Raw genomic sequence first — 13,620 nt, forward strand, 5'->3', positions numbered from 1 at the left:
GGATTTCCTTAATCTGCGTGATGCCGTTGCCTAAAATCTCGGGAATACGGAATTGCAGTTTCATGGTGTTGTCCGTCATTAAAAACGGAATGAGGTCATTTTAGTCATCTCGTATTCAAAACAGAATACCGAAAAACGGGAAGATATTTTCCAGATATGAAAAGCAGAAACCGAACAAAATGCCTATCTGAAACCCATTTTCAGACAGGCATTCCTCTCCCGAAACATTCCAAAACCGAAAGCAAAACAGGTAAAATCACCCCGTCAATCCCGAATACGGAACGCAGAAAATGGACTTGAACGCAGTCAGAATGTTTGTCGGCGTCGTGCAGGCGGGCAGCTTTTCCAAAGCATCGGAACGCCTGAACATCCCGCTGGCCACCCTCAGCCGCAACATCGCCGCCCTGGAAAAATCGCTCGGCATCCAATTGCTCGAACGCGCCAAAACCGGCGTCGCCCCCACCCTGACCGGGCAGAAATTTTACGAACAGAGCTGTCTGGGCATCGACAGCCTGCTCGAAGCCGAACGCCATCTCCGTCAGGACGAACAGCAGTTCAGCGGCAAACTGCGCATCGCCACCCCGCCGTCCTTCCTGCCCGCATGGGACTGGATGGCGCAATTCCAGCAACGCTACCCCAACGTGCAGATCCACTGCACCGTCAGCGCACGGCTGATGGACTTCTTTTCAGACGGCATCGACACCGCCTTCCGCTTCGGCGACCTGCACACCGACAACGTCATCGCCAAACCCGTCGCCCGCTTCGGCAGCATACTGGCCGCCTCACCGCAATTCGTGCAGCAGCACGGCATACCGCAAACCCTCGGCCAACTCGCCCGCTTTCCCTGCGCCACTTGGTCGGACGGCGGCGCCCCCGACTTCGGCCGCATCTTCCGCCGCACACCGCCGCCCCTGAACACCGTGTTCAGCAGCAACGACCTGCACGCCGTACTGCACCACGCCCTGCAAGGCCGCTCCATCGCCATACTGCCCCCTTACTGCGCCGCCGAAGCCCTGCAAAACGGCAGCCTTACCGAAGTCCTGCCCGACGAACCGAAACACGACTACCCCGTGCACCTCATCTACCCCGCCCACAAACACCCCTCCGCCCTGTTGCAGGCGTTTGCGGCGTTCTGTATGGAACAACAGGCCGTCTGAAAACGGTTTTCAGACGGCCTTTGGTTTTCGTGCGGATACGGTCTGAAATCAGCCGCCGCGTTTGACTTCGGTATTGGTCAGTTTTTCATAATACCGTGCCAACGCGCTGTGGTCGGACTGGCCGTGGCCGTCGAGTTTCAGCACCTGCATCATTTCCATCACGGCGGCGGTCAGCGGCAGGCTGGCGCCTACGCCGTGGGACGTGTCGAGCGCGTTGGACAGGTCTTTGATGTGCAGGTCGATGCGGAAGCCGGGTTTGAAGTTGCGGTCGAGCACCATCGGGGCTTTGGCGTCGAGTACGGTGCTGCCGGCCAGGCCGCCGCGGATGGCTTGGTAAACGAGTTCGGGATCGACGCCGGCTTTGGTCGCGAGCACGAGGGCTTCGGACATGGCGGCGATGTTGAGCGCGACAATCACTTGGTTGGCGAGTTTGGTGACATTGCCTGCGCCGATTTCGCCTGTGTACACCACGGAGCCTGCCATGGCTTTCATTACGTCGTAGTATTTGTCGAACACGGCTTTGCTGCCGCCGACCATGACGGACAGGGTGCCGTCGATGGCTTTGGGTTCGCCGCCGCTCACGGGCGCGTCGAGCATTTCGATGCCTTTTTTGGCCAGTTCTTCATGAATTTCGCGGCTGGCCAGCGGTGCGATGGAACTCATGTCGATAAAGCCCAAGCCTGCTTTTGCGCCTTCGGCAATGCCGTTTTCGCCCAATGCGACCTGTTTGACATGGGGCGAGTTGGGCAGCATGGTGATGACGACATCGACCTGCTGTGCGACTTCTTTGGGCGTGGCGGCGGCGGTTGCGCCTGCGTCAACCACTTCTTTGACCGCGTCTTGGTTGAAGTCGAGCACCACGAGTTCGTAGCCTGCTTTGAGCAGGTTTTTGCTCATGGGTTTGCCCATAATGCCTAAGCCGATAAAACCGATTTTCATAGATAAATCCTTTCGTTATAAAACCAAATCATCAAACCGGCAGATTTTTTCAGACGGCCTTTTCCTGATACGGAAGCCGTCCGGAATCTACCCTTAAGCCTTAAATTTATTGCGCAACTGCTGCGTTGCACCGCGGAATACGCCCAAGTCGCTGCCGACGGCAACAAAAGTCGCACCCCATTCGATATAGCAGCGCGCATCTTCTTCCACAGGCGCGAGGATACCGCTGGCTTTGCCGTATTTTTTCGCAACGGCAAAAATATCCTTAATCACTTTCTGCACTTCGGGATGGTTGGGCTGGCCGAGATAACCCAGCGCCGCCGACAAATCGCCCGGGCCAACAAACACCACATCCACGCCGTCAACCGCAGCGATTTTTTCCACGTTTTCAACGCCTTTCCGGCTTTCAACCTGGACCATCACGCCGATATTGTCGTTGATCACTTTGAAATAATCGGGAATCGTCGCGTAGCCGTTGTTGCGATGCGAAACCGAAACACCACGGATGCCGACGGGTGGATAACGGGTTGAAGCCACCGCCTGCAAAGCATCTTCCTCACTCTCTACATACGGGACAAGAATATTGTAAAAACCGATGTCCAGCAGCCGCTTGATAACCACGGGGTCGTTTTTAGGCGGGCGCACAATCGGCATACTCGCGCTGTCTTTCAAAGCCATCAGTTGCGGAATAAAAGACAAAACATCATTCGGCGCGTGTTCGCCGTCGAGCAGCAGCCAGTCAAAACCCGCCAAACCCAAAACTTCCGTAGCAATCGGACTGCCCAGCGCGCTCCAGCAGCCGATTGTCAGCTCGCCCGCTTTCAAACGGCTGCGCAGCGTATTCGGGACATATTTCTCGTTCATGTTACGGCTCCTTTTTGAAATTTTCGTCAGTCTAAGATAGTTCCAAGCGTTTCATCATCGTGCAAATGAACAAAATATCAACCGAATCCGCCTGAAAATATGTGCATCCGACGGCTGTCGACGGCTGTATCCTGTGGAAATGCCAAACACTCGGAAATTATTTTGTCTGAAATCACTTTTCAGACGGCCAAAAATCCTAAAAACCACCTCACCCCCCTCCGCCCGCAGACCTTTTTACCACGCCCGCACTCCGCAGCCCGCTCAAGGTTTGGAGGGGTAAAAAACTTACTATATACTTCCACATCAGCCGTTTTCAGACGGCCCGTGCTCAAATTTACCGCAGGCCGTCTGAAAACAAAACCAAATAAAACTATACTTTTTCTTAATTTATGCGATAATGACTAAATATTTTCTTAGTTCAACTTCGCAACACTTTAGTAGGAAGCCCTCCATGTCAGACGAAAAAAGCAAAGCCCTCGCCGCCGCCCTTGCCCAAATCGAAAAAAACTTCGGCAAAGGTTCCATCATGAAGATGGACGGCAGCCAGCAGGAAGAAAACCTCGACGTCATCTCCACCGGCTCGCTCGGCCTTGACTTGGCGCTGGGCGTCGGCGGCCTGCCGCGCGGCCGCGTCGTCGAAATCTTCGGTCCCGAATCCTCAGGCAAAACCACACTCTGCCTCGAATCCATCGCCCAATGCCAGAAAAACGGCGGCATCTGCGCCTTTATTGATGCCGAACACGCCTTCGACCCGATTTACGCCCGCAAGCTCGGCGTCAAAGTCGAAGAGCTTTACCTCTCCCAACCCGACACCGGCGAACAGGCGCTGGAAATCTGCGATACCCTCGTGCGCTCCGGCGGTGTCGACATGGTCGTCGTCGATTCCGTTGCCGCCCTCGTCCCCAAAGCCGAAATCGAAGGCGAAATGGGCGACAGCCACGTCGGCCTGCAAGCCCGCCTGATGAGCCAGGCGCTGCGCAAACTCACCGGCCACATCAAGCGCACCAACACCCTTGTCGTCTTCATCAACCAGATCCGCATGAAAATCGGCGTCATGTTCGGCAGCCCCGAAACCACCACCGGCGGCAATGCCCTAAAATTCTACGCCTCCGTCCGCCTCGACATCCGCCGCACCGGCCAGATTAAAAAAGGCGACGACGTCATCGGCAACGAAACCAAAGTCAAAGTCATCAAAAACAAAGTCGCCCCGCCGTTCCGCCAAGCCGAATTCGACATCCTCTACGGCGAAGGCATCAGTTGGGAAGGCGAACTGATCGACATCGGCGTCAAACACAACATCGTCGAAAAATCGGGCGCGTGGTACAGCTATAACGGTGCCAAAATCGGCCAAGGCAAAGACAACGTGCGCCTGTGGCTGAAAGAAAATCCCGATACCGCCAACGAAATCGACGCCAAAATCCGCGCCGCCGTCGGCGTGAATATGGACATCACCGAAGGCAGTCTCGACGAAACCGACGGCGAACGCCCCGAGGAATAAACCGTCCGCATTGCCCGACAGTAAAAGGCCATCTGAAAACATCACGTTTTTCAGACGGCCTTTCTGATTTTTGCACAGGTCTCTACCTGTTTGCAGATGCAGGTTTTATGCCCGCCAAAACATCAGCACCAAACGGAAACGGCATCTGACACGGCCCCGTCCCTCACACCAATCCCGTCATTTCAAAAAACGTCCGATATGCCGCCGCCTTTTTCGCAAGCGCTAACGGATACGCTCGGGAAGTGGAAGGCAGGCGGGTCAGCGTCAAATCACGGCCGGCAAAAGGGAAAGCCACCGTTTCCCCCGTTTTCGGCATTCTGATTTTTTCAGACGGCATCTCCAGCAGAATCTCCGTCGCTTTTCCTCCCGTCGTACAGATATGGCGGCAATCGGGCATTTTCGCCAACACTTCCGCCAGAGGCACCGCCTCGACAACTTCAAGAAATTTATCAGACGCATTGTCCCGCCCGCGCACAGCCTTCCACACCGTCGGACAGGATGCAATTCCCCGTTCGTTCAGAAACGCCTTAATCCGTCCGCCGTCAAACGCCTTTTCAGACGGCCTCTTGAAATAATCGGGGTTATCAAAAAACACCATCCCGAAAATCCGCCACATATCATTTTGGAAATTCGGGTAATGAAACTGCATCGCCCGCTTTTCACTTTTGGGCGGGAACGTCCCCATCATCATTACCGTCGCATGGGACGGCAAAACAGGCGGAAACGGATGGGTTTCAACGACGTCCGTCATATTAAACTCCTACAAAAATTCAACCGCACCGCCTTTCAGACGGCATCAAATATTCCAAACCGCCATACAAAGCGGCAGTAGGTACGGTTAGCCGCCCAAAGGCGGCGTAACCGTACAACTTCATCACGCAAACCATACCATACAAATGATACAAACCCGCCGCTCCCCCCCATAGTTCGGATTCCCGAATCCGACATCACACCTGCCCAACCACGTCGGATATAAGCATCCGACCCAACCGTTTATCTAAAAAAATGACCGACTGTTGTTTCCCATACACACAATCCTGCTATTTTCTTACAAAACTTAAAAATAAGTTGCCTGCAATCAAACGGTTGCTTAATATGACAAACGGTCAGATAAGCACTGGCCGACACATATACTCACCCAATCCGGCGTATAAAAAAACCATGCCAAACACATTACTTAAGGAAATTCAAAATGAAAAAACAGTTCAAAATTGCCGCCATCGCGTTTGGTTTGTTTACCGCGTTTGCAGGTGCCCAAGCTCAGGCTGCCAACGGTACTAAAGAAGACCACTTCAACGTTACTATCAAATTGGAAGGCATGTGCGAAGTATTGCAAACCAATGGCGGTAAAACAACCGGCAATATTGCATCTGAAGGTGAAGTTGCTGCAATGGCCGGTGCCGACATTGACTTCGGTACGCATGACGCCAAATCCGCAGATCCTGCTCTGACCCAAGGCAACAAAGGTGCAGCAGCAGGTATTCAAGTTCATTGCAGCAAAAATACTCCCTTTAACGTTGGCCTGACACCGCTGAATGTAAACAGCACAACCGGTCAAGGCACAATGAACGGTTTGGCAAGCGGTAATAGCGATACCGTTATTTACCAACTGTACAAACCTACCGTAAATGGCAGCGGCCTGACTGAAAGCATTCAAAATACAGCTTCAACAAACGTTTGGGGCGATCAAATCGGCACGAACACACTCGCTCTGACCGGTAAAGGTTTGAACACACCGATTCAAATCCCAGTATGGGCAAAAATCAGCGGTGCAAACTCTATCGACAAATATGTTGACCGCTACCAAGACCGCGTAAAAGTTACCCTGACCTACTAATCCGCCCTGCCCCGCAGAGCGGCCCTCCCTGACCGTTCTGCGGGGTTTTCTGCGGACAAAGATGTCGATATGACCTTGCAGGTCTTTCCATAAACATAAAAACACTACCGAAAAGCCGTCTGAAGCAGTTTTCAGACGGCATTCCCATTTTTAACCCTACGGATTCACCCATGCGTCATTTTATTCTTCTTTCTTCCGCCCTCCTCGCCGCCGCGCCTGCTTTTTCTGCTGGTTTACAGATTTCCCCCATCAGCCTTTCCATTCCCGCCAAACAGCGGGCGGGGATGTTTCATCTGAGCAATACGGGCAGCCGGCCGCTGACGGCGCAGGTACGCGTGTTCCGTTGGGAGCAGAACGACAAAGGCGAAGAGGTTTTGACGCCGAGTAAAGACGTACTCGCCAGCCCGCCGATGGTGAAAATTGCAGCAGGCGGCAAGCAGCAGTTCCGTGTAATCCGTACCAAACCTTCGAGCGGTGTGGAAGAAGCCTACCGCCTGATTGTGGACGAGCTGCCGCAGCCGAGCACCAAGCCGTTGAAAGGTTTGCAGTTTGTTATGCGCTATTCCGTTCCCGTATTCCTCAATGGCGAGGAAAACCCCGAGCCGACGCTGCAATGGCGCGTGGAGCAAACGGGCGGCAAAACCTTTTTGCGCGTGACCAACAGCGGCAAATCGCGTGCGCAGTTGAGCAATATTGCGTTGCTGCCGCAGGGGGCAAAAAAAGAAGAAGCGCTGGCAAACGGGCTGGCGGGCTATGTTTTGCCGGGCAAAACCTGGCAGCGCGCGCTGTCTTACAGCCCCGCCCAACTGCGCGCCGGCAAAATCAGCGCAACGGTCAACGGCCGCTTGGTAAAACCGGAGGTAGGTTTTGCAACCCGTTAACGGATTTGCGCTCAAGCGGATTGTTGCAGCGGTATGGCTGGCGGGCTTTACGATGCCCGCTTGGGCGGAAGATGCGCCCGCTGCCGTCGCGGCCGCCGCCGACTGGCTGCCCGTTTACCCGCAGATTTCAGTAAACGGCAGAAGCGCCGACCTGCCCGTCAAACTGCTCGAACAAGACAAGCGTCTGCTCGTTCGCGCAGCGGATTTGCACGCCTTGGGCATCCGCATTCCGGCGGAAGTGATGGCGCAGGCCGCGCGCGTGGAAGCGAAAGAAGCGCCGCTGGCCGACGCTTCGCCCGTGCCCAACCTCCGAATGCCGTCTGAAAAAACCGAACCCGACACGCCGCAAGCCAAAGAAGAATGGCTGGATTTGGCCAGCATCGGCAATCTTCAGACGGCCTATGATTCCGCCGAACAAACCCTGCTGCTGACCGCGCCGCTTTCTTGGCTCAACCTGCCGCTGCAACAGCTCGGCAATGCGCCCGAAGCGGCCTACCGCATCACGCGGCCGGGTTTTGCCGGCGTGTTCAACTACGACACCAACTTTACCCGCAACAACAACGGCGGCTTCACGCAAGGTTTGGTCGGAGAAGCCCGCCTGACCACGCCGTGGGGCTACCTCAACCATACCCGCTTTTGGAACCGCAGCAGCGGCAACGGACAAAACAGCAACAATAGCGCCGCGCTGGAAACCTACTGGCGCACCACGTTTCCCGAAAAAGGGCTGCAACTCACGCTCGGCGACATTTCCGTGTCCGCGCTCGGCGGCAGCGGCAACACGCTGATGGGCGGCGTCAAACTGGCAAAAACCTATTCCGTCCAACCCTGGCGCAACACCGCGCCGCTGCGCGCCTATCTGGGCGAAACCACCCTGCCGGGTACCGTCGATTTATACATTGACGGCGTCAAACAGCAAAGCCGCCAAATCGATGCCGGCCAATATTCCCTACCCCTGCCCACCGGCATCGGCACCGACGGCACCGCGCAAGTCGTCGCCACCGACATCCTCGGCCGAACCGTCGTCGTCGATCTGCCGCTCTACGGAAACGGCAACGGCCTCTTAGCCAAAGGGCTGAACGAATGGTCGATAGAAGCCGGCGCATTGCGCCGCAACTACGGCGTCAAATCATTTGACTACGCCTCCGAAGCCGCCGCATCGGGCAACATCCGCTACGGCCTGAGCAACTTTGTTACCGTCTCCGCCCACGCCGAAGGCGCGCGCGGCTACGCCAAAGCCGGTGCAGGCGCCAACATCCTGCTCGGCCGCGCTGGCCAGCTCAACCTGACCCACCAGCAAAGCCGTTTCCAAGGCCAAACCGGCCGTTTTCAGACGGCCTATTACAACAAAAACCTCGGCGATTGGTCGGTCGGCTTCGGTGCCAGCCGCTCCGACGACCGCTTCACCTCTCTTTCCGCCGTGTTGAGCCCCGAATCCTACCAACCCGAAGGCAACCGCAACCGCACCGCCTCCGCCTCGCTCGGCTGGAACAACCAAACCCTCGGCTACTTCAGCCTTTCCTATCTCTTTAGCGAAGGCGGCGGAGAATCAGCCGAAAAAATCGGCACCTTAAGCTGGAGCCGCAGCTTCGGCCGCCGCGTCAGCCTCTCCGCAGGCGGCAGCACCAACTTCGGCGAACGCAAACAAAACAGCATCTACGGCGGGCTGCACATCAGCCTCGACCGCGGTTACGCCTTCGGCATCAGCGGCAGCCGCAACAGCGGCGAAGGCAACAGCAAACAGATTTCCCTCAGCAAAAGCAGCAACGGCCTGAACAGCCCGTATTGGAACATCGGCTGGCAGCAGCAAACCCGTTCAGACGGCCAAAGCAGCAGCAACCTAACCGCCAACATCCAATACAACACCCAATACGCCGACACCTGGGCCAGCCTGCACAACGCCGCCGACAACACCCAATGGAGCGCCGGCGCCCGCGGCGGCCTCGTCCTCATGAGCGGCGGCCTTTTCCCCGCCCGCACCGTCAGCGACAGCTTTGCCGTCGTCGATACCGGCATGCCCGACGTTACCGTAACCGCCGCCAACAACACCGTCGGCAAAACCAACCGCAAAGGCCTGCTGCTCGTGCCCAACCTGTTTGCCCATCAGAAAAACCAAATCGGCATCGACACCCTCGATTTGCCCGAAAACATCGTCGCCGACCGCACCCAATCCGAAATTATCCCCGCCGACCACGCCGGCATGAACGTCAAATTCAAACTCAAAAAAGTGCAGTCCGGCACCCTGACCCTGAAAGACCAAAACGGCGCATTCATCGAAAGCGGCAGCATCATCACCGCTGAAAACGGCGAAAACACCATCGTCGGCTTCGACGGCGAAAGCTACCTCGAAAACCTCGCCGCCGGCGAAAACCGCTTTACCGTCAGCCTTTCAGACGGCCAAACCTGCCGCTTCAGCCTCAGCTATCCCGAAACGGAAAGCAGCGAAATCAAACAGTTCGGCGATGTCGTCTGCACACCCTAATGCCGTCTGAAAAAAGGAACACCCATGACTTTTTTAAAACACCCCCTGCAGTCCGCTCTAGCCGCCGCCGTTTTGTGTACCGCACCACAGGCTTTCGCCCTTCCCGTTTGCACGGCAAACATGCCGGGCATCAATTTCGGTCAAGTGGATATGCTTAATGGAACAGGCCTGATTACGCAGGGAACGCTGAGCGTTACCTGTACCAACGACGGCGGCATCCGAACCGCTCCCGGCGCCATCAACAACAACGCCAGAACCTTCTTTATCTGTCTCAGCATTGATGCAGGCCGCGCCATTTCCGGCCAAAATGCCAATGACTTCTACTTCGAACCCCGTAAAATGTGCACCAGAGAATCAGGAGGATGCAGCCCAACCGACAACCTCATCGACTTCAACCTCTATACCGATGCTTCCGGCCAATCCATTTGGGGAACGACAAATCCGGACAGAAGCCACAAAAACTTCATTTCCACCACCATGACCGTTCCCTACGGTCAATCCATTACCCGAACCTTTCCGGTTAACGGCAAAATCCTATCCGCCGCAAGCGGTGCCGTCCCCGGCAAATATTGGAACCCCTTCACATCAACCTCTACTTCACTACAATACCGTTATAACATCGGCACCGCAGTTCCCAACCGTTGTGACGGCGGTTATGAAGGAGGCGTGTCACAGTTTCCTTTCAAAGCGGAAGCCGACATCATCAAAAGCTGCACTATCAGCAACCTGCGGGACATCGACTTCGGCACCCAACGCGCCGGTGCCGCCAACCTTGCCCAACGCACACAGTTTTCCGTTACCTGCACCAAAAATACACCCTACAACATCGGCCTGCGCCCTTCCAACGGCAACCGCGACGGTGCAGGCAAAATGGCCTCGACCCGCACTTGGAACAACTACGACCTTATCCCCTACCAACTGCGTTCCGAACACGGCGACAACGGCAAAGTATGGGGCGACAACGGCGTCAGCGCCTCATCAACCGGTAACGGCATCGGCGGCATCGGCACGGGGCAACCGGTAAAGCATACTGTTTATGCCACCGTTCCCTCCGCAGACTTTACACCCGACACGTACACCGACAGAGTAACCGTCAGCGTTTACTATTAAAAGAGAACGCCGTCTGAAACGACTTTCAGACGGCATTCTCTTTTTCCTGAAAATTCTAAAATTTTTAAAATATACTTAAAAACAGACCGGAGGTCTGGAAGCCCGCCGCCAGAAATCTTTGACCGCATTCAGCATATCTCCGACGGAACCGCCACCAACCTGCTTCAGATCATACAGATTCAATTCTTTCATTTCCAACCTCCTTTAAATATAAATAAAGATTCGCTAAAGAATTCCTGCACCAATTTGCTGCAAGACCTTAAGTAAGACCGAACATGCCCGCGATGGTTTGTTTTTTTAACTTTTTTATCAAAACCATGTAAAAAAATGAAAACCCTATTTCATTACAATCAGATCGCGGGCAGTTACGGATTTTCAGACGGCATTATCAAATACGGGCTTACATCCAAAACGGACGGATACGGAAAGGTACAACATAAAGTTTTAGCCGTCCGGCACGCTTATACGCGTCATCAAAATGAGAACTGCTGCCGGAATATCCGCCTGCAATCCGGTTTAATTCATACAGATTTAATTCTTTCATTTTCGTCTCCTTAAAAACAGACATACCGACAACAGGGAATTCCGCCTACCAAAACAGGCCGTCTTCACATCAAACGGTACTGGCCAATCCAAGCATCAGCGGCTGAGTTTTCAGACGGCCTTTCGGGTTGTCAACAACAACAGGCAATATCAGATAAAGGACACATTTAGGCATTCGAGCATTTGCTGCCCCTGCAAATATTTGCGATTTGAATATCAACAAACTGCCTCAAATCCGCCCCTCTGTCGCAATTACCCACTAAAAATGAGTAACGCAGCTTACGCTGTCAACTTGCTGCTGCTGAAAATAGCTTTCGGGATTCAACAAAGTTATCTACCCCGTATTCCATCTACAAATCCTCTTCCAAACTGATAAATTTGGCTACCTGCAACAATGACACCAGCTACGGCAACTATTGCTGCCACGGGACCAGCTCCACCACTGATTTTTTCCAAGTCAGATTGATTTAAAATTTTCATAGCAATCTCCAATTAAATATTGCATTGATTTAAGCGTAATTTCCATTAATATAACCATAGGGGTTCACATACTGGAAGTTACTGATCCACGACCGAGTTGCCCGCCCAACCGCTTTACCGAAATCATATACATCGCCGCCACCGGCGACCTGTTCCAGCTCATACAGTTTCAACTCTTTCATTTTTATCTCCTTAAAAAATGATTTACTGAAAAACCAACTGCCTGCAACATTCCGTTGTAAGCACTTGTAAGACCCAATAAATCCCTTAATAGTTCGGAACTTTAATTTCTTTATCGAAACCAAAGTAAAAACAGGAAAATCATGCCCAATTGATTTAACGGGAGAACATATATTTCACTTTGAATTTTCGGCTTATTTGAACGAACAAAATGACGAAACGGTTTGTAAAATAAAGATAATAAATCCCGTCATATATTAAATTACCTAAAGAATAAAAGGGCGGCAAAACTACAATCAATTACACATTTCAGACGGCATGGCGCTTGGGTGGACAAGTAGAAATTGTTGGGAAACGCTTTGTAGCGGCAGGGTTGGTACGTTTTTTCCGCAAAACAAAGGCCGTCTGAACTTCAGACGGCCTTTATGATTCATTCTTTCACCGCGTTCCCTTGCCGCCAAAACCGCAAGGCAAACAGAGCCAAAAGTGCGCCGAAGCGGTATTTGCGCCGTATCGGCAGCGCAGCTGTTTTGGAAAGCAGCCGGTAGTCGGCCAGTTCGCTGCCCAAATCCAGCAGGGTATAAAGCGTTTGGCGGCCGGCGTTTTGTTTTTGCGCGGCAAGGCGGCGGTGTTTGAGGTGGGCGGCGGCGATTTTGAGGCGGGTCAGCTTGATTTCCAAGGCCAAAAGTTCGCGCGCCTGTTGGCGCTGTTTATTCATCGCGCCCTCCTTCTCTGTCTGCCGCGCCTTGTCCGCGCAGGCAGGCGATGTCGTCCTGAATTTCGCGCAGGGTGGCGGCGACGCGCCCGCTTTGGCGGCGCCAGTTTGTGACGACCATGCGCAATGTGACGGACACGGTCAGCAGGCAGGCGGCGGTAAGGCCGAAAAATACCCATACGGCAGCGGTGTCGCCCAATACGCGGTTCAGCCCGAACAGCAGGCTGATCAGGCCGACCAGTGACAACACTGCGGCGGCGGCCAGCCAGACGGCGGATTTGAATGCGCCTTCGGCTTGTTCGGCCAAATCGAGATGCAGCATCTGCGCGCGCAAAAGCAGCAGATCCGTGCCCTGATTGAGCAGAGTTTTGGCGTATTCGAGATTTTGTTTGATGGTCATTTTTGAACGGCGGGAAATGAAGAAACAGATGCCGTCTGAACAGTTCAGACGGCATGGTGCGTTTTTAGCGGCGGTTTAATAAAACACCGACAACCAAACCGGCCAGCGCGGCAAAGCCGATGGCGTAATAGGGTTTGTCGTGAACGGCTTGGTCGGCCTGCTTGGCGTGGTGTTTGATGCGCTCGCCCGCTTCGGCTTCAAATTCGGCAAAGCGCCGTTTGCCCTGACGAAATTTTTCGCCGGCCTGTTCTTCAAATTCGTGATATTTGTCGCGCGCCTGCTCCGCATGGTGTTTGAAACGCTCAGCGGCTTCGCTTTCAAAACGGTTCAGACGGCCTTTGGCGGCTTCGAGTTTTTCCTGCAATTTGGCTTTGGCTTCCTGAGCCTGCTCGCCGGCGGCATCGGCACTGTTGTTATACAGCGCTTCGACGTCGTCCATCACTTCGCGGATGTCTTTCAGCAAAGCATCTCGGCGGGCTTCGAAATCCTGTTTGTCCATTTTTGTCTCCTTGATTGGTGTCGGTGGGCGGAATCCGT

At 54.1% G+C, this 13,620-nt stretch carries 15 protein-coding genes; 6 read left to right on the forward strand and 9 right to left on the reverse strand.

The window, feature by feature from the left end:
• Window positions 1–290: 290 nt before the first annotated feature.
• The gene (locus BG910_RS01840) at window positions 291–1,157 is read left to right on the forward strand and encodes a LysR family transcriptional regulator (protein ID WP_089035371.1); all 867 of its coding nucleotides are present in this window, start codon (window positions 291–293) and stop codon (window positions 1,155–1,157) included.
• Between the two features lie 48 nt (window positions 1,158–1,205).
• On the opposite strand, the gene garR is transcribed toward BG910_RS01840, so the two are convergent.
• Both garR and garL read right to left on the reverse strand, forming a co-directional pair.
• On the reverse strand, window positions 1,206–2,096 hold the full coding sequence (gene garR, locus BG910_RS01845; RefSeq protein WP_089035372.1) for a 2-hydroxy-3-oxopropionate reductase: 891 nt from the start codon (window positions 2,094–2,096) through the stop codon (window positions 1,206–1,208).
• Window positions 2,097–2,189: 93 nt separating this feature from the next.
• Complete coding sequence (garL, locus tag BG910_RS01850) at window positions 2,190–2,960, reverse strand: 2-dehydro-3-deoxyglucarate aldolase (protein ID WP_089035373.1); 771 nt, start codon at window positions 2,958–2,960, stop codon at window positions 2,190–2,192.
• 451 nt (window positions 2,961–3,411) lie between these two features.
• Here garL and recA point away from each other — a divergent pair, with 451 nt between their 5' ends.
• Window positions 3,412–4,458 carry a recombinase RecA gene (recA, locus tag BG910_RS01855; protein ID WP_089035374.1) on the forward strand — a complete coding sequence of 349 codons (1,047 nt, stop codon included), beginning with the start codon at window positions 3,412–3,414 and terminating at the stop codon, window positions 4,456–4,458.
• A 163-nt stretch (window positions 4,459–4,621) separates the two neighbouring features.
• On the opposite strand, the gene BG910_RS01860 is transcribed toward recA, so the two are convergent.
• Window positions 4,622–5,209 (reverse strand): uracil-DNA glycosylase family protein, encoded by a 588-nt coding sequence (locus BG910_RS01860; RefSeq protein WP_089035375.1) that lies wholly within the window; start codon window positions 5,207–5,209, stop codon window positions 4,622–4,624.
• A gap of 441 nt (window positions 5,210–5,650) precedes the next feature.
• Here BG910_RS01860 and BG910_RS01865 point away from each other — a divergent pair, with 441 nt between their 5' ends.
• The 4 genes from BG910_RS01865 to BG910_RS01880 all read left to right on the forward strand — a co-directional run bounded on the left by BG910_RS01865 (window position 5,651) and on the right by BG910_RS01880 (window position 10,765).
• A complete protein-coding gene (locus tag BG910_RS01865; RefSeq protein ID WP_089035376.1) occupies window positions 5,651–6,295 on the forward strand; it encodes a spore coat protein U domain-containing protein in 645 nt (214 codons plus the stop codon).
• Window positions 6,296–6,465: 170 nt separating this feature from the next.
• The gene (locus BG910_RS01870; RefSeq protein ID WP_089035377.1) at window positions 6,466–7,176 is read left to right on the forward strand and encodes a fimbrial biogenesis chaperone; all 711 of its coding nucleotides are present in this window, start codon (window positions 6,466–6,468) and stop codon (window positions 7,174–7,176) included.
• Window positions 7,163–9,655, forward strand: a complete 2,493-nt coding sequence (locus tag BG910_RS01875; protein ID WP_157694008.1) for a fimbria/pilus outer membrane usher protein — start codon at window positions 7,163–7,165, stop codon at window positions 9,653–9,655. Before BG910_RS01870 ends, BG910_RS01875 begins: the two co-directional genes overlap by 14 nt.
• A gap of 24 nt (window positions 9,656–9,679) precedes the next feature.
• A complete protein-coding gene (locus BG910_RS01880; RefSeq protein WP_089035379.1) occupies window positions 9,680–10,765 on the forward strand; it encodes a Csu type fimbrial protein in 1,086 nt (361 codons plus the stop codon).
• Between the two features lie 400 nt (window positions 10,766–11,165).
• On the opposite strand, the gene BG910_RS12080 is transcribed toward BG910_RS01880, so the two are convergent.
• From BG910_RS12080 to BG910_RS01905, 6 genes are all read right to left on the reverse strand, one after another.
• Entirely contained in the window at window positions 11,166–11,309 is a 144-nt protein-coding gene (locus BG910_RS12080) for a hypothetical protein (protein ID WP_157694009.1), read from the reverse strand.
• Between the two features lie 329 nt (window positions 11,310–11,638).
• On the reverse strand, window positions 11,639–11,788 hold the full coding sequence (locus tag BG910_RS01885) for a class IIb bacteriocin, lactobin A/cerein 7B family (protein WP_089035380.1): 150 nt from the start codon (window positions 11,786–11,788) through the stop codon (window positions 11,639–11,641).
• 29 nt (window positions 11,789–11,817) lie between these two features.
• Window positions 11,818–11,970 carry a hypothetical protein gene (locus BG910_RS12085; protein ID WP_157694010.1) on the reverse strand — a complete coding sequence of 51 codons (153 nt, stop codon included), beginning with the start codon at window positions 11,968–11,970 and terminating at the stop codon, window positions 11,818–11,820.
• A 428-nt stretch (window positions 11,971–12,398) separates the two neighbouring features.
• On the reverse strand, window positions 12,399–12,686 hold the full coding sequence (locus BG910_RS01895; RefSeq protein WP_089035382.1) for a hypothetical protein: 288 nt from the start codon (window positions 12,684–12,686) through the stop codon (window positions 12,399–12,401).
• Window positions 12,679–13,083 carry a phage holin family protein gene (locus BG910_RS01900; protein ID WP_089035383.1) on the reverse strand — a complete coding sequence of 135 codons (405 nt, stop codon included), beginning with the start codon at window positions 13,081–13,083 and terminating at the stop codon, window positions 12,679–12,681. Before BG910_RS01900 ends, BG910_RS01895 begins: the two co-directional genes overlap by 8 nt.
• A 64-nt stretch (window positions 13,084–13,147) precedes the next feature.
• Window positions 13,148–13,582 (reverse strand): DUF883 family protein, encoded by a 435-nt coding sequence (locus tag BG910_RS01905; protein ID WP_089035384.1) that lies wholly within the window; start codon window positions 13,580–13,582, stop codon window positions 13,148–13,150.
• Window positions 13,583–13,620: the final 38 nt, after the last annotated feature.

Origin of the sequence: Neisseria chenwenguii (genome assembly GCF_002216145.1) — a bacterium.
GTDB classification, from domain to species: domain Bacteria; phylum Pseudomonadota; class Gammaproteobacteria; order Burkholderiales; family Neisseriaceae; genus Neisseria; species Neisseria chenwenguii.